26 protein-coding genes are annotated in these 22,285 nt (G+C 69.4%); 10 read left to right on the top strand and 16 right to left on the bottom strand.

Features of this window, described 5'->3' with window-relative positions:
• The first annotated feature begins 70 nt into the window (after positions 1-70).
• Positions 71-262: a hypothetical protein gene (locus tag AB6V29_RS07680; protein ID WP_210072317.1), complete on the top strand. Its 192-nt coding sequence runs from the start codon at positions 71-73 to the stop codon at positions 260-262.
• A 210-nt stretch (positions 263-472) separates the two neighbouring features.
• Here the strand turns inward: AB6V29_RS07680 and AB6V29_RS07675 are convergent, their stop codons facing one another.
• Positions 473-715: a hypothetical protein gene (locus AB6V29_RS07675; RefSeq protein WP_103206749.1), complete on the bottom strand. Its 243-nt coding sequence runs from the start codon at positions 713-715 to the stop codon at positions 473-475.
• A gap of 111 nt (positions 716-826) precedes the next feature.
• On the opposite strand from AB6V29_RS07675, the gene AB6V29_RS07670 reads away from it, so the two are divergent.
• Positions 827-1,531, top strand: a complete 705-nt coding sequence (locus AB6V29_RS07670) for a triacylglycerol lipase (protein WP_307458720.1) — start codon at positions 827-829, stop codon at positions 1,529-1,531.
• A 7-nt stretch (positions 1,532-1,538) separates the two neighbouring features.
• Here the strand turns inward: AB6V29_RS07670 and AB6V29_RS07665 are convergent, their stop codons facing one another.
• A complete protein-coding gene (locus AB6V29_RS07665) occupies positions 1,539-2,129 on the bottom strand; it encodes a MarR family winged helix-turn-helix transcriptional regulator (RefSeq protein ID WP_210072315.1) in 591 nt (196 codons plus the stop codon).
• An 80-nt stretch (positions 2,130-2,209) separates the two neighbouring features.
• Here AB6V29_RS07665 and AB6V29_RS07660 point away from each other — a divergent pair, with 80 nt between their 5' ends.
• Positions 2,210-2,584: a hypothetical protein gene (locus AB6V29_RS07660; protein ID WP_210072314.1), complete on the top strand. Its 375-nt coding sequence runs from the start codon at positions 2,210-2,212 to the stop codon at positions 2,582-2,584.
• A gap of 374 nt (positions 2,585-2,958) precedes the next feature.
• Here AB6V29_RS07660 and AB6V29_RS07655 read toward each other — a convergent pair whose 3' ends face one another.
• Positions 2,959-3,186, bottom strand: coding sequence for a hypothetical protein (locus tag AB6V29_RS07655; protein WP_369357914.1), 228 nt, complete (start codon positions 3,184-3,186; stop codon positions 2,959-2,961).
• 148 nt (positions 3,187-3,334) lie between these two features.
• On the opposite strand from AB6V29_RS07655, the gene AB6V29_RS07650 reads away from it, so the two are divergent.
• The 3 genes from AB6V29_RS07650 (at position 3,335) to AB6V29_RS07640 (ending at position 4,841) form a co-directional block, all read left to right on the top strand.
• Positions 3,335-3,679 (top strand): hypothetical protein, encoded by a 345-nt coding sequence (locus tag AB6V29_RS07650; protein WP_369357912.1) that lies wholly within the window; start codon positions 3,335-3,337, stop codon positions 3,677-3,679.
• 241 nt (positions 3,680-3,920) lie between these two features.
• On the top strand, positions 3,921-4,607 hold the full coding sequence (locus AB6V29_RS07645; RefSeq protein WP_369357911.1) for a DUF998 domain-containing protein: 687 nt from the start codon (positions 3,921-3,923) through the stop codon (positions 4,605-4,607).
• 18 nt (positions 4,608-4,625) lie between these two features.
• The gene (locus AB6V29_RS07640; RefSeq protein ID WP_210072309.1) at positions 4,626-4,841 is read left to right on the top strand and encodes a hypothetical protein; all 216 of its coding nucleotides are present in this window, start codon (positions 4,626-4,628) and stop codon (positions 4,839-4,841) included.
• Here AB6V29_RS07640 and AB6V29_RS07635 read toward each other — a convergent pair.
• Entirely contained in the window at positions 4,816-7,287 is a 2,472-nt protein-coding gene (locus AB6V29_RS07635; RefSeq protein WP_369357909.1) for a LuxR C-terminal-related transcriptional regulator, read from the bottom strand. The two genes, AB6V29_RS07640 and AB6V29_RS07635, sit on opposite strands and share 26 nt — an antisense overlap.
• A gap of 704 nt (positions 7,288-7,991) precedes the next feature.
• Between AB6V29_RS07635 and AB6V29_RS07630 the strand changes: the two genes are divergently transcribed.
• Entirely contained in the window at positions 7,992-8,267 is a 276-nt protein-coding gene (locus AB6V29_RS07630) for a helix-turn-helix transcriptional regulator (protein WP_210072308.1), read from the top strand.
• 91 nt (positions 8,268-8,358) lie between these two features.
• Positions 8,359-8,709 (top strand): hypothetical protein, encoded by a 351-nt coding sequence (locus AB6V29_RS07625; RefSeq protein ID WP_267786149.1) that lies wholly within the window; start codon positions 8,359-8,361, stop codon positions 8,707-8,709.
• A gap of 11 nt (positions 8,710-8,720) precedes the next feature.
• Here AB6V29_RS07625 and AB6V29_RS07620 read toward each other — a convergent pair whose 3' ends face one another.
• The 5 genes from AB6V29_RS07620 to AB6V29_RS07600 all read right to left on the bottom strand — a co-directional run bounded on the left by AB6V29_RS07620 (position 8,721) and on the right by AB6V29_RS07600 (position 15,048).
• Entirely contained in the window at positions 8,721-9,155 is a 435-nt protein-coding gene (locus AB6V29_RS07620; RefSeq protein WP_267786150.1) for a VanZ family protein, read from the bottom strand.
• Positions 9,156-9,212: 57 nt separating this feature from the next.
• Positions 9,213-11,216 (bottom strand): AarF/ABC1/UbiB kinase family protein, encoded by a 2,004-nt coding sequence (locus tag AB6V29_RS07615; protein WP_307458743.1) that lies wholly within the window; start codon positions 11,214-11,216, stop codon positions 9,213-9,215.
• Between the two features lie 441 nt (positions 11,217-11,657).
• Positions 11,658-11,882 (bottom strand): hypothetical protein, encoded by a 225-nt coding sequence (locus AB6V29_RS07610; RefSeq protein ID WP_369357907.1) that lies wholly within the window; start codon positions 11,880-11,882, stop codon positions 11,658-11,660.
• Positions 11,883-12,055: 173 nt separating this feature from the next.
• Positions 12,056-13,381, bottom strand: a complete 1,326-nt coding sequence (locus AB6V29_RS07605; protein WP_369357906.1) for a UDP-glucose/GDP-mannose dehydrogenase family protein — start codon at positions 13,379-13,381, stop codon at positions 12,056-12,058.
• A 77-nt stretch (positions 13,382-13,458) separates the two neighbouring features.
• Entirely contained in the window at positions 13,459-15,048 is a 1,590-nt protein-coding gene (locus tag AB6V29_RS07600) for a sugar transferase (RefSeq protein WP_369357905.1), read from the bottom strand.
• A gap of 262 nt (positions 15,049-15,310) precedes the next feature.
• Here AB6V29_RS07600 and AB6V29_RS07595 point away from each other — a divergent pair, with 262 nt between their 5' ends.
• A complete protein-coding gene (locus AB6V29_RS07595; RefSeq protein ID WP_369357903.1) occupies positions 15,311-16,390 on the top strand; it encodes a PIG-L family deacetylase in 1,080 nt (359 codons plus the stop codon).
• A gap of 24 nt (positions 16,391-16,414) precedes the next feature.
• Here AB6V29_RS07595 and AB6V29_RS07590 read toward each other — a convergent pair whose 3' ends face one another.
• The 3 genes from AB6V29_RS07590 to AB6V29_RS07580 are packed head-to-tail and all read right to left on the bottom strand — an operon-like array spanning position 16,415 to position 17,517.
• On the bottom strand, positions 16,415-16,636 hold the full coding sequence (locus tag AB6V29_RS07590; protein ID WP_369357901.1) for a three-helix bundle dimerization domain-containing protein: 222 nt from the start codon (positions 16,634-16,636) through the stop codon (positions 16,415-16,417).
• Positions 16,637-16,646: 10 nt separating this feature from the next.
• On the bottom strand, positions 16,647-17,171 hold the full coding sequence (locus AB6V29_RS07585) for a YbhB/YbcL family Raf kinase inhibitor-like protein (RefSeq protein WP_210072300.1): 525 nt from the start codon (positions 17,169-17,171) through the stop codon (positions 16,647-16,649).
• A gap of 10 nt (positions 17,172-17,181) precedes the next feature.
• Entirely contained in the window at positions 17,182-17,517 is a 336-nt protein-coding gene (locus AB6V29_RS07580) for a hypothetical protein (RefSeq protein WP_369357898.1), read from the bottom strand.
• A 342-nt stretch (positions 17,518-17,859) separates the two neighbouring features.
• Between AB6V29_RS07580 and AB6V29_RS07575 the strand changes: the two genes are divergently transcribed.
• Positions 17,860-18,840 carry a PIG-L family deacetylase gene (locus tag AB6V29_RS07575; RefSeq protein ID WP_307315136.1) on the top strand — a complete coding sequence of 327 codons (981 nt, stop codon included), beginning with the start codon at positions 17,860-17,862 and terminating at the stop codon, positions 18,838-18,840.
• A 16-nt stretch (positions 18,841-18,856) separates the two neighbouring features.
• On the opposite strand, the gene AB6V29_RS07570 is transcribed toward AB6V29_RS07575, so the two are convergent.
• The 4 genes from AB6V29_RS07570 to AB6V29_RS07555 all read right to left on the bottom strand — a co-directional run bounded on the left by AB6V29_RS07570 (position 18,857) and on the right by AB6V29_RS07555 (position 22,083).
• The gene (locus tag AB6V29_RS07570) at positions 18,857-19,504 is read right to left on the bottom strand and encodes a response regulator transcription factor (protein ID WP_210072297.1); all 648 of its coding nucleotides are present in this window, start codon (positions 19,502-19,504) and stop codon (positions 18,857-18,859) included.
• A gap of 110 nt (positions 19,505-19,614) precedes the next feature.
• Positions 19,615-20,034: an organic hydroperoxide resistance protein gene (locus AB6V29_RS07565; protein ID WP_210072296.1), complete on the bottom strand. Its 420-nt coding sequence runs from the start codon at positions 20,032-20,034 to the stop codon at positions 19,615-19,617.
• 35 nt (positions 20,035-20,069) lie between these two features.
• Positions 20,070-20,546, bottom strand: a complete 477-nt coding sequence (locus tag AB6V29_RS07560) for a MarR family winged helix-turn-helix transcriptional regulator (RefSeq protein ID WP_369357895.1) — start codon at positions 20,544-20,546, stop codon at positions 20,070-20,072.
• Positions 20,547-20,778: 232 nt separating this feature from the next.
• Entirely contained in the window at positions 20,779-22,083 is a 1,305-nt protein-coding gene (locus AB6V29_RS07555) for a hemolysin family protein (RefSeq protein ID WP_210072294.1), read from the bottom strand.
• Positions 22,084-22,285: the final 202 nt, after the last annotated feature.

Here is a 22,285-nt window from a genome sequence, read left to right as displayed (position 1 = left end):
CGCAAGCCCCGGCCGCTGACGCCCTCGAGGCCGCAGGATGCCGGAAACGACCTGTTCGAGGAGGACCACGATGACCGATCGCGAAGAGACGCAGGACGCCCCCGTCATGGACGGCGCGACCGACGCGGGCGTGGAAGAGAAGAAGGCGGGCGCGCAGCAGCAGCGTGCCGCCGACGCCGCAGTCCACGAGGACGACGACCCCGCGCAGCGAGAGCTCGAAGACGACATCCGCAGCATCCGCGGCTACGGCGAAGACAGCTGACCCGGACGACGACTCCCGTCCGGAGCCCCGTGTGGGGGGCGGGCTCGACGGGCGGGAGTCGTCGGAGACGCCGAGATCGACGTCGTCCGCGCCGGCGATGCCGGGGCCGGGTACCGGAAGGCTACGCCGCTGCCGACGGTGCCGAGCGTCCTCTCAGGTAATGCGAAGGAGGCCCCGTGCATGCGCACGGGGCCTCCTCTCGTCCGCGGCTCAGGAGTCCGTGGGGATCTCGCCCGCCGCGATGGCGTCCGCGTACGTACGGATGTCCGGGCCGGGCTCGTAGTCGATGAAGCGATCCTTGATGCGCGCATTGATCTGCGCGAACGCCTCGTCCGACGAGATCCCGTCGCTGTCACGGGCGATCGCGACGACGGCCTCGCGCAGCACGGCGTCGGCGTCGTCGAGGATCTTCTGGCGGGCGGGCTCGTTCCAGCGGATGTCTGAGATGTCCATGGCCACACGGTACGGTCGACCCCGATTCGCTGATCCCGGGGTTGCATCGCACGGCTCGATGTGTGCGGCAACCCGCCCGGCCCACGTGCGTCGGCGCGGCACGATGAAGGAATGTCGAAGGACGCCGTGACCACCGTGCCGCAGCGGATCCGTACCGTTCTGCGCGACGCGGGATGGTGGGCGCGCGACTACGTCTACGCGATTCGCGCCCAGGCACGGGCTCTTCTCGGCCGCGACGCCGCGGACCTCCTCGCCGAGGGCGAAGGCACGCCGGTCGTCCTGCTCCCGGGCATCTACGAGACCTGGCGCTTCCTCGAGCCGCTCGCGCGGGCCCTGCACGAACGCGGCCACCCCGTGCACGTCGTGACGGAACTCGGCGGCAACCGGCGACCGATCGCGGAATCCGCCGGACGGGTTGCCGCCCTGCTGCTCTCTCGGGGTCTGGATGACGTGGTGCTCGTCGCGCACAGCAAGGGCGGACTCATCGGCAAGCACGTCATGGCCTTCAGCCCTGCCGGTGAGCGCGTGCGTGCGATGGTCGCGGTCGCCACTCCGTTCGGCGGGTCTCGGTACAGCCGCCTCATGCCGACGCCTTCGCTGCGTGCCTTCGCCTCGGGCGACGCGACGATGAAGGCGCTCGCCGCGTCGGCCGCGGTGAATACGCGCATCGTCTCGGTGTTCGGTCCGTTCGACCCGCATATCCCCGAGGGAAGCGAGCTCGCCGGTGCCCGCAACGTCGTGCTCGCCGGCGGCGGGCACTTCCGCGTGCTCGCCGACCCGCGCGTGATCGCCGAGGTGATCCGCGTCGCGGAGTGACCGCCCGTCAGGCGGCGTTCGGGGGAGCGATGTCCCCGGCGGAACGGACGATGGGAGCGTCCGCCCGCTCCGCGATCAGCGCACAGCACGAGGGGCCCGCCGTGTCGCACACGTCGGCGACGGCGCATCGCATGCGCTGAAGGAAAGCGGTGACCGCTACGGTCTCGCTCTCGGTCATACCGCGAGTGGCCTGCATCATGCGGTCGTGCATGGAGGCGAGGGTGTCCCGCATCTCCTCATCGGCGTGGGAGGTGGTGGAGACGAGAACCTTCCGCCGGTCGGAGGGGTGCGGACGGCGCTCCAGATGCCCGGATCGCTCGAGTCGGTCCAGGAGGGCGGTCACGGAGGCCGTGGAGACACCGAGGTGACGCGCCAGATCGACCGGAGTGACATCGCGGCCTGAGGAGGTGGCCCTGGTCAGGAACCGAAGCACGAGCAGCTCGTTCTCTCCCATGGCCATCGAGCCCTGCGTGCGCCGGCGCATCGCCATCTCGGCCGAACGGTAGGCCCGCATCGCCTCCATGACCCGCGCTCCACGCTCATCGTCGGTGCTGTCGCTGTACCAGTACGACGGAGGTGCCGTCTTCTCGATCGACATCGGGCTCCTAATATCTCGCTTGCCTATTCGCTAGTCTACCTAGTAAGTTAAATTGCGAGCAACGATCAGAGGGGTACATCATGGCGAAGCTTTACTACGGCACGACAACCGAGCCGATCAGCATCGACGACCGCATGTTGGCGCACGTCAAGGTCGTCGTCGCGACCAAGCTCCGCCGGGGAGAGAGCTTCACCCTGTCGTGGGTCCACGGGCAGGACGAGCCGACCGGTCGTTCGACCATCTGGCTGCAGCCGTCGATCCCCCTGCGCTTCGTCTTCGATTCGGAACAGCCCGAGGCGCTCGATCAGAACCTGCTGAAGCGCATGGCCAACGACGCCAACTCGTCGCGCGGTCTCAGCCTCGACATCGCTCTCGACGAGCCCGCCGCGACGTCCGCTCCGGTGCGGACGGCTGCGACGTCGAAACCGACGCGCTCCCTCGTCCGCGCGGCGTGATCCTGTCCGCGCCCCGTCCCCTCGTCGGGGCGATCGTCTGGTCGCGGCTCGACGACGACCTCTCGGTCGCCCGGCGGGACGGGGACTTCGCCGGCTACGTGGATCGCTGCTCGCCCGAGGCGTTCTTCGTGTTCGACTGTCACGCGCGATACGTCGGCACGTACGCCGACGCGGCCACCGCTCGGTCGGCGTTGGGTGAGTCCGCCCCGTCTCGGCGCGCATCCTGCACCGTGTCCTGGTCTCGGGTACTCCGAGCCCTCAGCTCTCGGCTCACGCCCTCGAATCCGTCACAGGAGCAGATGTGAAGACCCTTCCGACGTGGGATGTGCCCACCGAACCGATCTCGATCCTCAGCCCTGAAGAGATCGCCGCTCTCAGCGATCGCTGACGTCGTCGTCCGAACGCGCCTCCGGGGCCCGCGCGGCGGGCTCTCGACGAATCCGTAGAACGGCGAGAGCGAAGATGATCGCTCCGGCGGCGGCGAAGACGAGCTTGGGCTCGGTCGGGGAATCGGCGGGAAGGACGAGCGTCGGGGCGGCCAGCACCATCACCGCGACGACGCAGAGCGCGAACCCGATCGGGCGTGGAGACCGCGAGTCCATCGCACCCCTTCCTCCGGTTGCGGGCTTGTCGACAGCCTATGCGCGGAGTGGCTGCGAAGGTCATACCGGTTGCGGGCGGCCGCGTCTACCACCGCTCGGGAGGGGCCGTCGCTGGTTACCGTAGCGGCTCCGACGAAGGGATCCGTCCGTGCGCTCCATCACCACCGCGCTGTCCGCCACCGCCCTCATCGCTGCGCTGTTCCTCCTTCCCGCGGGGCCTGCCGATGCCGTGGTTCCGACGCAGGTCGTCCGCGACAGCGGCACCGCGTCGCTCCACGAGGACAGTACGGCGAGCCCGTCGGCGCGTGGAATCAGCTTCTCGATCAGCTCGGGTGAGTCCCTTGTCGCGGGCGCGGTGCAGGAGAAGCCCGCCCCGGAAGCCGAGGCGGGGCGGTTCGCCTTCGTCTTGATCCCGCTCCTGGCGGCGGCCGTCATCGTCGTCGGCGCGGTCTTCGTCCTCTCGCGAGGACGCCGTCGGAGTCGCGGCGATTGAGCATCGCGCAGAGGCGGTGGGTGAGCAATGGGCGCGGGCAGAGAACCAGCGTCGAACAGTGCGGCCCCCCGGCACGCACGTGATGCTGTTCTCTGCCCGCACAGAACAGCATCATCCCCATTGACGCTGATCGTCGGCTTCAGCGCCCGGATATCACCCCCGCAGGCCCACAGATCACCCCGATGCCGGGTGCAGCGAGGGCGAGACGATAGTGTGGCCGAGCCCGCTGGAGGAGGAGCCGATGACCGAGACAGTCGAGCGGCCCGTCACGCGGGTAGCCCGGACGCAAGCCTCACCCGTCGCCCGCTTGGCGACGGCCGGGGGTATCGCGGCTTTCCTCAGCGCGGTGCTCATCTGGGTCTGTCGCTTGTGGGAGCCGAGCGTGCAGTACGTCAGCCAGCTCGGCGCCACGTCGATGCCGACCGCGCCCCTGTTCAACACGGCTCTTCTCCTGCTCGCGATCGCCGCCGTCCTCGTCGACCGGTCCTTGGCGTTTCGGGGAGGGGGATATGTCGTCGGGTGGCCCGTCGCCACGACGCTGCTCGTGTGCGGGTTGTGCTTCGGGGTGGCATCTGTCGTCACCTGCTCGCCCGGATGCCCCATTCCGTTCACGGAGGGAGCCCTCCCTCAGGATCTGATCCACATCTCTTTCGCCGTCCTCGGGTTCGTCCTGGCGATCGTCGCGATGGGGCAGGTCGCCGCCATCCGGCGGCGCCCCTGGATGCGCGCGGCTTCCGTCGTCACGCTCGTCGCTGTCGGTCTGACATCGTTCAGTGGCGCGATGATCGCTCTCTCCCGGGGCGACACGACGCTCGGTGGGAACCTCGAGTTCACCGCCGCCACCTTGGCCATCGCGTGGTTCGGGGTGTTCGGTCTGCAGGTCGCCGCCGACGAACGACGAGCCCGCGCGAAGATGCCCGACGTGTGACGCATTAGCGTGGGAGCCGTGACCCTCCGACGATTGCTCCGCGTCCTCGCCTGGCTGGCGCCCGTGGCCGCTTTCGTCGTTATTCTCGCCGTCCTTCGGGGAGCGGGCGTGCCGCTGTCGGTTCCCGGCATCCTGGTCGTCGTCGTGCTGCTCGCTGCCGCGCGCCTGATGATGGGGCGGTCACGCCGACGGCGGCGAGACCGCACCGTCACGCGTCCAGGTCGTTCTCGATGAGCCCCCAGGCGTGTGCGGCGCGAATCGCACTCGAGCGGTCCGACACCTCGAGCTTGCGATAGAGACTCTGCAGCTGCGTCTTGACGGTGTTCGGCGACACGACGAGCGCACGTGCGATGTCGGCGATCGTCGAGGTCGGAGTGAGCTGGCTCAACACCACCTGCTCGCGCTTGGTCAGACGGGGCACGCTGACCGAGGACGCGAACAACGACGTCCTCGCCTCGATCTGCTCGCGTGACGAAGACGAGAGGATCTTGGTGACCCGTGCGCGGTCCTCGGGCGCGACAGCGCTCCATGGGCTCCACAGGTCATGCCGGATGCTCAAAGCCTCGGCGCGTTGAACGGTGGAGCGGTGTGAGCTGACGCCGTTCAGTCGCACGTCGGCCACGACGCTCACGACCAAGCTTTCGAGAGCAGCCCGCGGGGAGGGCTCGTGGTGGAGCCCCCACTTGACGCTCATGACGAACGCCTCGTGTGATCGCCCGGCGTACAGCTGCGACAGGGCGATAGCGGGAGCGGTGAGAGGGGAGAGCGCGAAAGGGCCCTCGAACAGCGCGAGCGCCTCTCGTGCCTGCCGGAGCGCGATCAGCACTTTCGCCCGCGTCATGAGGATCTGCACCGACTGATAGTGCGATGGCGGGGTGCTTCGGGATCGTGCCATCCAGGTGCGGAAGAGCCCGAGTGCGTCGGAAGCTGCGCCCGACAGCAGGCACGACAGGATGTGGGTCGAGGCAGCGAAGGGCCACAATTCCCGGGCCGCGGAGGTCGCGGGCAGAGCGTCGAGAAGGGCGCGGGCTTCTCCGGCTTCTCCGGCTTCGAGCAGAACCCACGCGGATGCCAGCCGGAGCCCTTCTCCCCAGGGCGAGGCCCCCCAGCTGTCTGTGCTGTTCTCCTCCACGATGGAGCGCGCCGTGCGGACGTCGCCCTCGAGGAGGGCGATGACGGCCAGCGCTCCGCGAGCACGGAGCCTGTGGGCGGGCGGCGCGACTCGATCGGAGAGCGTCATGGACACGCTCGCGTCCCGCAGTCTGCCCATCGCGAGGAAGGTCATCGCGACCTGATACCACCCCTCCGCCGCCGTCTCGGGATCGAGGTCCTGCGCTCCGTGGAGGGCGTCGGACAGCATGCCGGACGCTTCGCCGGCGAGAGCGAACCGCCCCGCGGCGCGGTGCAGGCTTGCGCGCATGATGAGGGCCTCGGCATCCCCCACGGCGACGCTCTTGGCGTCGGGAAGGTCACTGAGGACGGAGGCGGCGAGCGACGGGGTCTCCGGGGACGCTGCGGTATCGGGGTCGAGCGCGAGCAGTGCGTCAACGACGACCGGCGAGACCGAAGAGTTGGACCTGAGCTGGCCGAGCATGCGCGAGAAGGCGTCGGCGTTGCGTGCCCAGATCTCCGGCCCCGACCGTCGAAGGACGCGGGCCAGGGTCGTCCACTGCCGTGCGTCTGCCGCGAGCTGGGCCGCGAGGAGCGGCTCCCCTCCCGACATGAGATGGTCGAGCAGACGCAGCCTCGCCGCGGACACGAGCGCAGGCTGCCGAGCGGAGATCTCCTCCAGCCAGCGCTCGCGAACCGGCTCGGCCAGGAGAACGCGCGTCGCGCTGGGCCAGACGAAGCCCGCGCTCTGGAGGTGATCGAGGAGGTGACGCGTCGTACCCGTCGTCGAGTCGAGGCCCAGGGCGTCCGCGAGCGACTCGGTGATGTACGGGGCGACCGCCAGCAAGCGGACGTCGTCTGTCACCGGCATGGCCAGACGCTCTTCCATGTCGTGGGTGAAGGTGGTGCCCGCATACGCCGCCGCGGCGGCGGCTTCGGCTCGCGTGCGCAGGGGGAGGCCCTCCAAGCGCAGTCGTGCGCTCGCCAGCTGGACGAGGGCGGGCCACCCGTGGGTGAGCGCCACCAGCTCGTCGACGGCGATCTCGGTCGATTCGACCCCGTTCAGGGCCAGGACGGATGCCACCTCGTCGCGGGTCATGAGCAAGTCGCACGCGGGCAGCACCTGCACATCGAACTCGAGAGCGATGAGCGGGCTCTCGAGGCCGGTCGGCTGACGGGTGGCGACCACGATTCGAAGGCTGCTGTCGGCACGCAGGAGGTGGAGGAGGTGATCGGTCGAGAGTCCGAGTCCCTCGACGTGATTGTCGATCAGCAGGACATGGGAGGCGGGCCCGTCCGCGAAGGCTTCGACGATGCGGGGGAGGGCCTCCGGTGAGGTGAGGCTGCCGTCGATGGATTGGACGCCGCGCTCCGGGTCTGCCTCGAGCGTTGCCGCGAACTGACGCAGAAGCGACGTCTTCCCGACGCCGGCCGGACCGCGAAGCAGGACGACGTCACTGCCCAAGGCCGCTTCGAGGCGGTCCAGTGCCTCAGGGCGTGGCGCCCAGAACCGGCTCGTGCGGCGGGCGGCTCGTGCGCCGGTGGGAGCGGCATCCGCGTCGATCAACATTCGAACCTCCATGTGGGGAAGGACCGCCGCCCCTTCGGGTGGGTGGGCGGTCGACGTGGCGAAGCGACGCCTCGTCGAGACGATCCTGGGGGTGATGCGCGCGACGAGGTGGCGAATGTGACCTCTTTCACCCCCCGCGTCATCCCCTTCTCACCCCTTCCGCATCACCCTCTCCACGTCGCTCTCCGTCCTTCCCGGAAGCAGGCGAGTGTGGATGTCGCCGGCGGATCGGGGGTGTGGGCGGACGCGCTCACCGGGCGTCGGCACCCGCGACCCCGCCGAGGGGCGTCGATGTCCGGGACGCGAAGACGGCGCCGTCAGGGGGTGAGCCGCGGCCGGGGTTCGGGCGACTCGGTGAGTGAGACGCGCAGCGCTGAGCGCTCCCCGTTCGCCGCTCGGAGGGCTCTCTGGGAGCCCTGTTCCGCGGACGGGAGGCCGATGGGCGGCGGACTCTTGTGCCTCGGTCGGGTGCCCGGCCCCGGCGCCTGATCGTGCGGTGTCGGGGGAAACCGGCGTAAGCCGCGGGTCGTCCGCGCGCACGCCCCGAGACAGCGAACCCCCGACGCCCCGATGCTCACCCGCCACCTCACCCGGCTCTGCAGGCGTGCCACCCGTTCGGGTCACCGCCACGGAGCGCCTCACGTGTCGGCGGGAGGCATGTAAACATGTTCATGTGAGCGTTGACCGCCGATCAAGCTGGTCTCATGAACGACGCGCCCGACCCCTGGACAGAGTTCGCCCGCGAGTTGGGCGTGCGAATGATCCGCGCCCGCGCCGAGAAGCGAATGTCCCAGGAGCAGGTCGCCCACGCGGCGGGCCTCGCGACCTTCACCTATCGGAAGCTCGAGAAGGGCGAGTCCAATCCCGGCACCGCCGCGAATCCGCGCCTTCGGACCCTCGTCGCGCTCTCGGACGTGCTCGGCATCCCGCTTCGCGACCTGATCCCCACCCCGCCGAAGGGTCTCCCTCCCGGTCGGTGAGGGCGGTGTCGGAGGTTCGCGATGTAATGCGTTCGTGCCCACCGGTTTCAGGGTCGCCGACAGCGGCGGCCCCGACAGAGAGGTGTCAGGCATGACTGCACGGCGAAACGAACAGATCCGAGACGCCCGGGGGTGTGTTTTCGCCTGGTGCGTCACCGAGCACGGCGCAACCGTTCATCCCGACGATGAAGACCACCGCAGCGCGGGTATCGGGGTCAGCGCTCGCGTGCGCGACTCCGTGGTGCGCGGCGTCGGCGTCGCCACCGAGGTGGAGATCGGCCTGCTGCGGCGAGCCGCAGACGTCGAGACCTGGGTCATCGTCGAGACCGGGGTCGGCGTATCCGTGTCCGTCCCGGTGCACGCCGCCCGCGCACTCGTGGCCGGTGTTTGGAGCGACGCCGAGATCAGCGGCCTCCTCGTACCGGAGCGCGACATCGACTGACCCCGGCGAACTCAGCGACGTGGTCGAGTGCGTCGGCCGATGAGGAGGCCTCGTCCCAGAGCCATCGCGGCCGCCCCGATGAGAGCGCCCAGCGCGTTGGCGACCACATCGACAACGCTGCTCGTACGCCCGGGGAGGAAGACCCCTTGGAAGATCTCGACGAGAAGCGGGACGGCGCAGGCGATACCGAGGAGCCGCCATGGATGTCCTCTGAGGACCACCCCCAGGACGACGCCGAAAGGGACGAACAGGACGACGTTGAGACCGAAGTCCATGGTTCGGGGGGTCGCCCCGGGGAAGAGCTCGTAGAGGACGGCGTAGGCGGCGCCCGCCTTGCGGTCGAGGTGGTCGGGCCAGAGCAGGATGACGCCCAGGGCGGCGAGATAGACGGCCGTCACCGCCGTCGCGACGTAGCGGCGACGGGAAGGCGATCGATCGGCGGGCACGGAACACTGTAGACACGCGTCGCCCGTTCCGAGAGAGTGCTCCCGGGTGCGCCGGCCTCAGCCGCGGCGGCCGAACGTTCTGCGCACGATACGAAGGAGACCGAGGAAGCCGAAGAGCCCGACCACCGCGCCGAGCACCGCGAACAACGTGATGGATCCCCCGAGGACGGGGCCTCCCCCCGCGATCACCAGGACCACGGCGATGACCACCGCTGCGATCGAGACCAGGGTGGAGGCGATCTCGCCCGTGGCCCGACCGAGGATGCCGCTGACGTCCTCTCCGTCGGCGCTGCGAAGGGTGATGCCGATGGAGCCCTTCTCAACCCCGGTGAGCAGCGCATCGAGGCGGCGCGGTATCTGTTCGAGACGAGCGAGGGCGATGACCGCCTGGGCCTGGGCGTCGGTGGCCATACGTTTGACCGACACCGTCCGGCGCAGCAGGGTCGGCATGAGGGGAAGCGCTCGGCCGACCATGTCGAACTCGTCGACGATGACCCGGAGACAGCCCTCGAGAGTGGCGAAACTGCGGAAGGCGGACGCCAGCTCGCCCGGCAGAGCGATGTGATGCTGGCGGATCACGTCGACCATTCGGGTGAAGATCGAGCCGTGACCGCTCGTGCGCAGATGCTCCGTGGTCAGGACGACGCCGATGTCGTGCCGGAAGGCCTCCAGATCCACGTCTTCGGGCGCATCGACGATGAGCAGGAGCGCGTCGGTGGCCGCGACATCGTTCTCGCTGAGAGCGGCGAGAAGGAAAGCCGTCATGTGCTGGCGTCGGCTGCGCTCGATGATGCCGACGGCGCCGAAATCGATGAGGCCGAGGGTGCCGTCGGTCTTCAGTACGACGTTGCCCGGGTGCAGGTCGGCGTGGAAGACCCCGTAGACCAGGATCTGCTCGAGGACCGTCGCCATCAGTGTCTCCGCGAGGCGATCGCGCTGGGCGGGGTCGAGGAGGGCGATTCGAGCCGCCGAGTCGCTCAGAGCTGTTCCGTCGACGAGCCCCATCGTGAGCACTCGCTGGCCGGAGGCCTCGGAGAAGATGTCCGGGACGGTGATGAGGCCTCGTCGGTCGGGCTCCGCGCGATCGATCAGTTCGAGGGTCGATCCGATCATCTGGGTGTTGCGTGCCTCGATGCGATAGTCGAGCTCTTCGAGAAGAGTGGCGGTGAATCCGCGGGCGACGGACTCGATTCGGAGGTCGCGACCGACGCGCGTGCGCGCCTCGGCTCGATGAGCGAGACGCCCGATGATGTCGGCATCCGCCTCCACTTGCGCGCGAGCCGCGGGTCGCTGCACTTTGACGACCACGGCCGTGCCGTCGAGCAGTCGGGCCCGGTGCACCTGTGCGACCGAGGCTGCGGCGAGGGGGAGGGGATCGACCTCGGCGAACACGGAGTCGATGGATCGCCCCAGGTCTGCCTCGATGACCGATCGCACGGTATCCCAGGGGAGGGTCGTCGCATTCGTCTGCAGGGAGGCGAGGGCGCTCAGGTACGGCTCCGGCACGAGGTCTCGTCGGGTGGACAGCACCTGGCCCAGCTTGACGAAGCTGACGCCGGCGTCGTTCAGGGTCGCCACGATGGCGCGGGCACGTTCCTCGGAGGTGCTGAGCTGCTCCTCCACGCGGGCGCGGCCGCCGTGGAAGAGCCAACCGACGCCGTGGCGCGAGGCGATCGCGAGGATCTCCAGATACCGTCGGGTCCGCTTGCGCTGGCGGAGCGCGGCCCGGACCACATCGATCGGGTTGGGCAGCGGGCGGGTCGGGAAGATCGCCTCGCTCGCCACGAGGGCGGCGACCCCGAGGGCGAAGACCCACGCGAGCGAGAGCGTGATCAATCCCGCCCAGATCCACACGTCTTCGGAGGGAATGGATGCCGAGGCATCGGGCAAGCCCGTCTGCCGCAGGGTCCACCCCGCCGACGGCACTCCCAGGAGGAAGACCAGGAGTCCCACGACGATGCTCCGCGGCCAACCGACCGCGGTCCCGAGGACCCGACGCGCGACGAACCCGACGAGTACCGCCGAGACGACGGCGGTGATCGAGATCAGGATGCTTGCCATCACGTGGTCAGCGTAGCTGGGTGCGGCTCAGTCGATTCGAGCGAGGCCGCATCGATGACAGTGCCACCAGGCTGCGCGTCCCCGCTGGAGGGGCTCGACGGTGCCCCCGCACGACCGGCATGGTGGTGCGAACCCTGCGAGGAGGTCGTCGAGGTCGGTGGCCGGAGTGAGGCGGGGTGTTATCCCAAGCATGCCTATTTATACATGCGCACGTGAGGCAACGGCCGGTTGTCCACAGACGCTCCGGCGCGGATGAACGACGGCAGGCGCTGCCGAAGGGCGGCTCCGACAGAGGCGATGAGTGGTGGGCCGCAACGGCCATCGCCGCGACGACCCCGCTCGGGTCCACACGCCGCCGCACGGCGGCACAGACCGAGCGGGCGCGAGGAGGCCCCTGCCCGGTCCGACCTCCGCAGTGGCCGTGCCCGGTCGCGTCCGGGGCTACTTCCGCAGATCGCGCAGCGTCCTCCGGGCGCGCTTCTCAGCGGCGGCGGCCGCCTTCTTCGCGGCCTTGTGGCGGCGCTTGCGGGCGCGTGGATCGTTCCACAGACGCACCACCTGGTGGCCCACCGATTCGCGACTCTTGACCTGGACGCGCGGGCTGCGGGTGCCGATCACGTAGGCGAGCAGGGCGATGGCACCGATCACGATGAGCTTGTTGCGCATGGCATCCTCCTTGTCGATCAGGATCTCGCGGGTTCGGCGGCCGGGGGCCGCGGCGCGAGATCCGTCACGACGAAGACGTGCCGCACGGGGATTTCGTCACGAGTGATCGCCGAAGAGTCGGGATCAGCGGCGAGGGTCGGTCTCGTACGAGCGGCGCCGGCCCCTCTGCCTCGTCAGGGGCGACCCATGCCGTGATAGGTCCATCCCGCGGCGCGCCACGCCACCGGATCGAGGCAGTTGCGACCGTCGATCACGGTGCGGCCGCGCGCCAACGAGGACGCGTGTTCGGGGCTGAGGTGCCGACGGTACTCGTCCCACTCGGTCACGACGATGACCGCGTCCGCGTCCCGAAGGGTGGCGTCGAGGTCTGCATCGTAGGTGAGTTGCGGGTGCATACGGCGGGCGTTGTCGATCGCCGCGGGGTCCGTCAGGGTGACCCGTGCCCCCAGGCCGTGCAGTCGGACGGCGACGTCGAGCGCCGGGGAGTCCCGGATGTCGTCGCTGTGCGGTTTGAAGGCGGCTCCCAGGACGGCGATCTTCGCACCGAAGACGCTGCCCCCCAGCGCGCTGGTGGCGAGCTCGACAGCGCGGTCCCGGCGGCGGAGGTTGATGGCGTCGACCTCGCGGAGGAAAGCGACGGAAGCTCCGCGTCCGAGCTCCTCGGCGCGCGCCGAGAAGGCTCGGATGTCCTTCGGGAGGCACCCGCCCCCGAAACCGATGCCCGCGCCGAGGAAGCGGCGCCCGATTCGGACGTCGTGGCCGAGCGCGTCGGCCAGGGTGGTCACATCGGCGCCCGTCACCTCGGCGATCTCGGCCATGGCGTTGATGAAGCTGATCTTGGTGGCGAGGAACGCGTTCGCGGCGACCTTCACCAGTTCGGCCGTCGCGTAGTCGGTGACGATGAAGGGCGTGCCCTTGGCGATGGACGGGTGGTAGACCTCGCGGAGGATCTCGGCGGTGCGCTCGCCTTCGTCGGTGGGGGACCCGTCGCTCGAGGGGACGCCGGCGACCAACCGATCGGGGTCGACGGTGTCTTGAACCGCCCACCCTTCCCGCAGGAACTCCGGGTTCCACACCAGCACCGCGCCGCGCTCGGCCACCCGCGGTGCCAGACGAGCGGCGGTGCCGACCGGGACGGTCGACTTGCCGGCGACCACATCACCCGGAGAGAGGAAGGGAGCGAGCGCGTCGACGGCCGCGTCGACGTAGGTCAGATCTGCCGCATGTCCGCCGGATTGCTGCGGCGTGCCGACGCCGATGAAGTGCACCGCCGCCCCTTGCGCAGCCGACATGTCGGTCGTGAAGGACAACCGACCCGAGGCGATGCCCTCAGTGAGGATCTCCTGCAGCCCGGGCTCGAAGAACGGCGCTTCGCCCCTCGACAGCGTCTCGATCTTCCGCTCGTCGACGTCGATTCCCACCACATCGTGGCCGATCGAGGCCATCGCCGCCGCGTGGACGGCTCCCAAGTATCCGCAACCTATGACAGACAGACGCACGATGAGAGCCTTTCAGATTTCCGCGGAGAGAACCGACGGCGATAGGAGCAGGGCCGGAACGGGCGGCGCAGACTGCGTCACGCAGCGGTCTCGCCGGGAGCGAGCGCTGCGCGAGCCGTCTTGCCGAGAATGACGAAATCGCCCAGAAGCGTCCAGTTCTCCACGTACGACAGATCGAGTCGTACCGAATCCTCCCAGGAGAGGGATGATCGCCCGCTGACCTGCCAGAGGCCGGTGATACCGGGCTTGGCGAGGAAACGTCTGTGGACGTGGTCGGCGTAGACCGCCACCTCTGACGGCAGGGGGGGACGCGGTCCGACCAGCGACATCGAGCCGCCGATCACATTGAAGAGCTGGGGGAGCTCGTCGAGGCTGAATTTCCGCATCACGCGCCCGATGGGCGTGACCCGCGGATCGTTCTTCATCTTGAACAGCACCTCGTTGCCGGAATCACGCTGCTGGGCGGTGAGCTGTGCGCGCAGCTCCTCGGCGTTGACGACCATCGACCGGAACTTGAACATGGTGAACTCCCGCCCGCGAAAGCCGACGCGAATCTGGCGGAAGAGGACCGGACCCTCGCTCGACAGCCGCACCGCGACGGTCAGGAACAGCAGGACCGGGCTGAGGAGCACCAGTCCGATGCTCGCAGCCACGAGGTCGACGGACCTCTTCAGGAAGCTCTGCCCCCTCGAGAACTTCGGCGTCTCGACGTGGATGAGGGGCAGGCCGGCGACGGGTCTGGTGTGCAGGCGCGGGCCGGCGATGTCGACGATGCTCGGGGCGAGGACGAGATGCTGACGACCGGCCTCCAGGCTCCACGAGATCTCCTTCACCTTCTCGGCGGGGAGCTCGTCCGCGCTGGTGATCGCGACCGTGTCGGCCCCCGTCGCGTGCAGTGCGCGCGTCACGTCGCCGACATGTCCCATGATCGGGACCACCGAGCCGGGGATGGTGTCGGCGATCCGTCCGTTCGGCACGCAGGCACCGACGACGCGGTATCCCGCGCTGGGGCTGCGGGCGAACTCCCGGGCGAGTTGCGTCACGGAGGGGAGCGACCCGACCAGGAGCACGTGCGCGGAGTACCGACCACGGGAGCGTTGGACGACGAGCCACTGCCGCCACATCCAGCGGGTGAAACAGAGGACCAGGATGCCGAGCGGCAGGCTCACCAGCAGGTAGCCCCGCGCGACATCGATCTGCGTCAGGAAGGCGATGATGGCGATGGTTCCGAACAGCCGGAAGCTGGCGTCGGCGATGCGCACGTACTCCGTGGAACCCGTGCCGATAGCGCGGTCGCTGCGCGAATCGACGAAGGCGAGGGCCCACATCCAGGTGACGATGAGGATCGCGGAGAAGGCCCAGTACGACAGGTCGTTGATGCGGCTGTCACGCCCCGCGGCGAGCTGCGCATTCCCCAGCCCGAACCAGAGGAGCTGGGTGCCGTAGACGACCCAGACGAGGGCGGCGAAGTCGGTGAGCACGAGGTTGCGTCGGTATCGTCCGCGCCAGGGGTCGCGAACGTGCGCGGGGGGCGTCGAGGCCGCGGAGGGCACCGATGTCATGGTCGACACGGACTCCTCCGCAGGGTTCTGGTCGAGTGCGGGGGCGGTTCCGTCGGGGTCGGCGTCAGAGGGCGACGCGCCGGGGCGTAGGCCAGATGTCGCCATGTGTGCCCCTCTCCCCATCCCCCGCGTGCGCGGGGACTCTCCCGCGAACAGTAACAGGCAAAATTCACCCGTCAACTCACCCTGTTTCTCTTGTCATACGCGGGAAACGTGAACGTTCGTGGTTCGGGCTCGTATCGGCCGACGACAGGTTGGTCGGGCGGTGGGCGTTCCCCTACACTCGGGCGCGGATCAGCCGTGATCGGCTGCCGCGAGATCGTGCCGCACGGCGGGGTCGCCACTGCCGCCCGCACGAAAGGTTCCGATGCCCCGCACCGCGTCGCCGCCGCGTCGCCCTCTCCGGGTGCAGGCCGGTCTGATCGCGGCGATCGCGATCGCCGCTCTCGTGGTGACCGCCGTCGCCGGTGTCTTCGCGTTCGCGCTGCTTCGGCCCGAGCCGGCGGCGACCTCGTCGCCCGCACCGGCTCACGAGACGACCTCTTCTCCCGCCCCGTCGCCGTCGACGTCGGCGACACCCACGCCGCCCCCGGCGCCCCCGGCGCCGCCGGTCTCGCCGGCCGCCCAGGGATGCGAGGGGTCGTCGACGCTGATGACGATCTGGGCGCATCCCGACGATGACATCATCTTCGCCAACCCCACCATCTCGGATGCGATCGCCGCCGGCCGGTGCGTGCGCACCGTGTTCGTCACGGCGGGAGACGCGGGGAAGGGAATGGACTACGTGCGGGCACGGGAGCTCGGCATCCTGCGCGCGTACAACGCCATGCGCGGCAAGGACGGCGAGTGGGATGCCACGGAGATCGCCCTCGGGACCGGCGTGCACCTGCGGCGGCTGACGCCGAGGGACGACGCGCGTCTGTCGGTGCTCTATCTGCGGCTGCCGGACGGCAACATCACGGGCGCCGGGTTCGATGCGACCGCGCACGCGACCCTGAGCAAGCTCTACGACGGAACCGAGGCCTCGCTCGCCCCGGTCGACGGGGGAGCGGCGGTGACGCGGGATCAGCTCGTGGGTTCGATCCGGGAACTGGCTTCCGCGTTCGCTCCGCAGAGCACCCTCACCCATATCCCCCGGGGCAGCGCTTTCGCCCCCGGCGACCACCCCGATCATTCGGCCGTCGGCGCTCTCATCCGTGACACTCTGACCTCGGACGCGGCCGTGGGCCCCGGCATCCGGTACTTCGTGGGGTACCCCTCCGAGAACCTGCCTCGGAACCTGGACGGGGCGGTGCTCGACACCAAGGTCGACACGTACCGCATCTACACGCAACAGGATCAGGTGATCCGCTGCGCCGATCGCAACGCGTGTCTGAAGACCCGCAAGTTCGGCGAGTGGCTGCAGAGGTCCTACCCCAAGACCGAAGCCGAACTCCAGATGGGCTGAGCCGCTCCGGCGTTCCCCGCGGGCTCAGGACTCGCTCGAGAGCGACCCCTCGACCGCGGCTCGTGCGTCGCGCTCGGCGATGATGTCGACGAAGTCCTTCACGGGCGCGTCGGCGTACTTGTCGACCGCGATGACGGCCTCTTCGTGCACCACTCCCGGTTCCGCATCGGGGAAGCGCGCGTGAAGGCGCTCCTCGACCCCGGTGATGGTCTGGTCCTTGTCGAAACCCGCGCCGCGCTCGGTCACGATCCGAACCTCAGTGCCGGTAGGTGCCGTGGAGGATCGCCCGACCGAGCGTTTTGAACGCCAGGTTGAACGAGACGACGGCCGGGGTGGCATCGGCGTCGACGCCGAGCGATTCCTCGCTGACGGCGTGCACGACGAAGAAGTAGCGGTGGGGCTGGTCGCCCTGCGGGGGAGCGGCTCCGAGGAAGCCTGCCTCGCCGCCGTCGTTGCGGACGTGGAAGGCGTGACCCGGGAGGTCGCCCGAGGCGGCCCCGGAAGCCAGCTCGCGCACGTCCGCCGGGACGTCGACGAGTACCCAGTGCCAGAAGCCGCTCGGGGTGGGGGCGTCGGGGTCGAAGCCCGTGATCACGAACGACTTGGTTCCTTCGGGGACGTTCGACCAGCTGAGCTGGGGCGAGGTGTTGCCCTTGTCGGCGACCTGGTCGTCCGCGAGCGGTTGTCCATCGGTGACGTCATCGCTGACCACGTCGAATGATGGTACGGACGGAAGGAGGGGGTACGGATCGGGCGTCTGCGGGCGGGAGAGATCTGCCATGGAGGGGACGTTATGACGTCGGGGTGACCGAACGGCAGGGCTTGCATCCGCCCGCGCCGGGGTTTATCGGTGAGAGGTGGAGGAGGGAGCGCGCGGTCTCCCGGCAGCCCTCGGGAGCGGGGAGGCCGTAGTCGTTCTCGACGACGGTGCGCAGTTCGGCGGCCAACTCGTCGACGGAGGGGCGTGCGTCGAGGGCTTCGAGGATGGGCAGGATCAGGTCGTCGTATTCGTCGTCGGGCCATCCTTGACCGATGTGGTGGACTCCGATCGGATCCCACTCGTTCAGGACGGCGCGGATGCGCAGGGCTACGGGCGACAGCGACCGCGGCGGTGTGGACGTCTGCATAGGGGGAGTGTTGTCACCTTCGTTAGGTGCGCGCTGAGCATCGCCGATGCGTCTGGTGCGTGACGTCGGTGCGGCTGTCGGTGACGTGGGAACGTGATCCGCCGAAGGGGTTCGCCCCACCCCGCCGGGTGGCGGGGCTGCGGGGTTTCGAGTTCGTAAAGACCGACCGCCGCGATAACGTCGGAGGGCGCCCGAGGGCGAGGGGAAACCCGCAATCCGTCGCCGGGGGGCGAAGTACAGGACGGAGTCGCCGTGAGTGACATCGACGAGCCTTCGGGTGCCGATCGGGCACCCGGTGAATCGGCAACGCCGCGTCGGTCCGGGATATCCCGGAGAGCGCTGGTGTTCGGTGGCGTCGCCGTCGGCGGACTCGCCGTGCTCGGGGGTGGAGCTCTCGTCTATCGCGAGATCCGGCGCTCGGCGCCTCCGGAGGGGACCTGGGTCAAGCTCAGCCCCATCGTGCCGGTGCCCGATGCTTCGCCGCGTCCCGTCTCTCCCGCCTTCGAGGAGCCCGGCGACGACACGACCGTGGCGGTCTGGGCCCACGCCGACGACGACATCATCTTCGCCAACCCCCACCTCGCGGGGATCATCGGCTCGGGGGCGACGCTGCGCACCATCTTCGTGACCGCGGGCGACGCCGGCCGGGGCCTCGCTTATGCGCAACAGCGCGAGGCGGGCATCCGAGCCGCGTACGACGAGATGCGCGGCAGCACCCAACCGTGGGACACCACCCAGCTGACGCTTCGAAGCGGCGCGCGGGTCACGCGTTTCGTGCCCGCAGACGATCCTCGTCTTTCGATCACCGTTCTCCGTCTGCCGGACGGCAACCTCAGCGGGAAAGGCTTCGCGACGACGGGCGAGGCCGGTCTCACCCAGCTCATCAACGGCACGGTGCCCGCCCTCGCTCCGATCGACGACGGTCCGACGCTCGATGCGCGCCGTCTTTCGGAGACCGTCGCGGAGCTGATCCACGCCGCACGCCCCGACCACGTCACGACGAACATCCCGCACGAGAGCGCGTTCGCGCGGGGGGACCACCCCGACCACTCGTGCGTCGGATCACTGGTTCGAGCGGTGGCGCCGGTCGTCGGGATCGCGCCGGGGGCCGTCACCTACTACATCGGTTATCCCTCGCAGCACGAGCCGATCAACGTCGAGGGGGAGGTCCTCGATGCGAAGGTCGAGGTCTACGCGACCTATGCGGCGCAGGACCCCGTGGTCACGTGCGACACCGCAGCGGCCTGCCTCGCCCAACCGGGCTTCGGGCAGTGGCTACGTCGCTCGTACGGCATGACGGAGGGCGAGCTCCGGTTGATCTGAGCCGTCCCTGCTCGCGTCAGCGTCGTTCAGCCGGAGAGCTGGCCCGTTCCGCGATCAGGGCGGCCTCGACCCGCGACGACACCGACAGCTTGCCCAGGATCGAGCTGACGTGGTCTTTGACCGTCGCGGAGCTCAGGTGCAGCCGACGACCGATGTCGGCGTTCGAGTCGCCGGTGGGGAGCCACTCGAGGACGTCGCGCTCGCGGTCGGTCAGGAGAGCGACACGACGCGCGGCGTCGAGGTCGGGTCTTCCCGCGTAACCGTCGACCAGAGCGCGGGAGACCTCCGGCGACAGGACGACCCCACCCGCGGCGAGAGAGCGCACCATCGCCGCGAGGCAGGCGGGATCGGTGTCCTTCACGAGGAAGCCGGAAGCACCGTCTCGCAGGGCCCGGGTGATGGACTCGTCGGCCGCGAACGTCGTCAGGATGCCGACCACGGGCCGATCCGCGTCGTCTCGCAGTGCGGCGAGGATGTCGAGGCCGCTGAGCTCCGGCATCCGGATGTCGAGGAGGACGACGTCGGGATGGAGGGTGCGGATGGCGGCGAGAGCGTCGGGTCCGCCGACCGCGGCGACCACCTCGATGTCGTCCGCCGCGTTGAGGATGAAGGCGAAGCCGGAACGGACGAGCGCCTCATCGTCGACGACAATCACCCGGATCACGACAGTCACTGTACGCCGAGACGACGAAGCCGCCCCGGGGTGAGGGGCGGCAGGCCGGGACGAGGCGCGATACGTGGGGCTCAGCGCCTCGCCCCGGGGTTCAGGAGAGGTCAGTCCTCCGAGACGGTGACGGTGACCTCGATGTTGCCGCGCGTCGCGTTCGAGTAGGGGCAGACCTGGTGGGCCTCGTCGGCGAGCTGCTGGGCGAGATCGCTCTCGATACCGGGCAGAACGACCTCGAGCAGCACGGCCAGCTGGTAGCCGCCCTGGCCGTTGGGGCCGATGTGGACGCGGCCGCCGACCGAGGAGTCCTCGATCTTGACCTTGTGCGCGCGGGCGACGGAGTGCAGGGCGCCGTGGAAGCATGCGGCGTACCCGGCGGCGAACAACTGCTCGGGGTTGGTGCCGGCGCCGGAGCCGCCGAGCTCCTTGGGGGGAGCGACGTCGAGGTCGATGTACGTGCCGGCGGTCACGTGGCCGAGGCGGCCCTGGCCGGTGGAGACGGCTTCGGCGGTGTAGAGAACGTCCATGGTGTTCCTTTCTAGGGACGGTGGGGGTGCGGTCGTCAGGCCGGGTGGCGCGCCGCGTCGGCGTCGCGCACTTCATCGGGGTGATCGCGCAGGTCTTTCATGGCGTCGGTGAGTCGATGCAGCGCATCGATCAGCTCACGGGCGCTGCTGGCGTCGGTGAGGCCGGAGCCCGCGGCGATGCAGCGCGGGACGTGGGCCAGCTCGGTGCGCAAGGCGATGCCTCGCTCGGTCAGCGCCACGGTCACCACGCGTTCGTCATCGGTGCGGCGCGTGCGGGTGAGGTAACCGGCGTTCTCCATGCGGGCGAGCATGGGGGAGAGCGTGCCGGAGTCGAGCTGCAGCGCCTCGCCGAGGCTGCCGACGGTCTGCTCTCCGTCGCTCCACAGGGTGACCAGGGCGATGTACTGCGGGTAGGTGAGGTTCCACGGTTCGAGGAGTGCGCGGTAGGCCTGCGTCGTCGTGCGGTTGGCGGCGTAGAGCGCGAAGCACACGAGCTGATCGACGGCGGGCATGAGGGAACTATTGCACACAACTTGGTTGTGCACAACCAAACTGCCCGCAATCGGTCGGGTGGGTCGAGGAGGTCAGGCTCTGACACTCGGCCGTGAGACAGCGCAACAGGAGGCGCATGGCGGGCACCATCTCGAGCTCGGTGCACCGAGCGATCCCCTCAGCGGCGACCGCGCCTGATCGCCCTCTGCGCGCGAGCCGACGGGTTCGTGCCGTCGGCTCACGCCGGGATGATCATGCTCGATCGGTGCGCTCGCCGCCGTCACCGGTTGCATCGACGGGATGCCGGGTCACCAGCAGCTCCGCTACGCGACGTCGGTCGACCGCGCTCACCTGCAGCGTCGCGCCGTCCACCTCGACGACATCGCCGACGTGGGCGAGGCGACCCAGACGTTCGACCACGAACCCGCCGACGGTGTCGGAGGCTCCGCGAGCCAGTGCGACACCCGTCGCCTCCTCGAAGTCCTGGAGGTTCAGGCGTCCCTCGACGGTCCCGTGCTCTCCCTCCGACAGGGGCTGCTCGGCATCCGTGTCGTACTCGTCGAAGATCTCTCCCACGACCTCCTCGACGAGGTCTTCGAGGGTCACGATCCCGTCGGTGCCGCCGTACTCGTCGACGACGACGGCGATGTGGCTGCCCTCGGCGCGCATCGCGGTGAGCGTCGGCAGGACGCGGGCGGTCGACGGGATGTAGCGGATCTCACGCATGACCGCGCTCAGGGCACGCTCCGGGTCGTCGGTGAGGTCGCGCACGTGGACGAAGCCGACGACGTCGTCGATAGTCTGCTCCGCCACGGGATAGCGCGAGAAGGGCAGATCGCGGACCTGCTCGTAGGCGTCGGCGATCGTGCCGCCGGCGTCGAGGGTCACGACCTCGGGTCGAGGGCGCATGACCTCGCTGACGTGGCGGTCCCGGAGCGAGAGGACGTCGTCGAGGATGCGGCGCTCGTCGGCGGGGAGCCCTTCGTGGCTCGAGACGATGTCGCGCAACTCCTCGTCGGTCAGTTCCTCGCCGGTCTTGTTCGGATCGCCTCCGAGGAGGCGGACGAGCACGTTGGTCGAGATCGACAGCAGCCAGATCACCGGCCGCATGAGCTTCGCGAAGCCGTTCAGCACCGGGGCGACGGCGTAGGCGAACGCGGCGTTGCGCTGGATGGCGAGGCGCTTGGGGACCAGTTCACCGAGCACGAGCGACAGATACGCGATGACGAGGGTCAACGTGATCGTGGCGATCGTGGCTGCGGCGCCCTGGTCGAGGCCGAGGTTGGTGAAGAGGGGCGTGACGGACGGGGCGATCGATGACGCTCCGTACGCTGCGGAGGCGAACCCGGCCACCGTCACCCCGATCTGCACGGCGGAGAGGAACGTGTTGGGGTTGCGCGCGAGGTCGGCGACCTTCTGGCCGCGCCGACCGCGGGCTGCGAGGGCGTTCACCTGACTCTCGCGAAGAGTGACCAGGGCCATCTCGGTCGCAGCGAAGACGCCGCCGACCAGAACGAAGACCACGACCAGCACGATGTTGAGCGCGAGATCGTTCACCGGGTCACCACCGTGACGAGGGGGAGGACATCGCCCGGGGTCACCCGGGCGCCTGGACTGTGACCGTCGGAGGCGTGGCTCATGCACCGAGTGTAGTGAGGGCGCCCGGTCTCGCTTCGGCGTTCGTTCGGGGTTGCGCCGAGTGCGCGGTTCTGCCAGCCGACGCTGCCGTCGCGATCAATACCAAGTCGGCCGCAGTGCG

The sequence above is a fragment of the Microbacterium sp. 20-116 genome (assembly GCF_041079415.1).
GTDB lineage: Bacteria > Actinomycetota > Actinomycetes > Actinomycetales > Microbacteriaceae > Microbacterium.
Note: the sequence above shows the minus strand (reverse complement) of the source record. Positions and strands in the feature narration are given on the sequence as shown.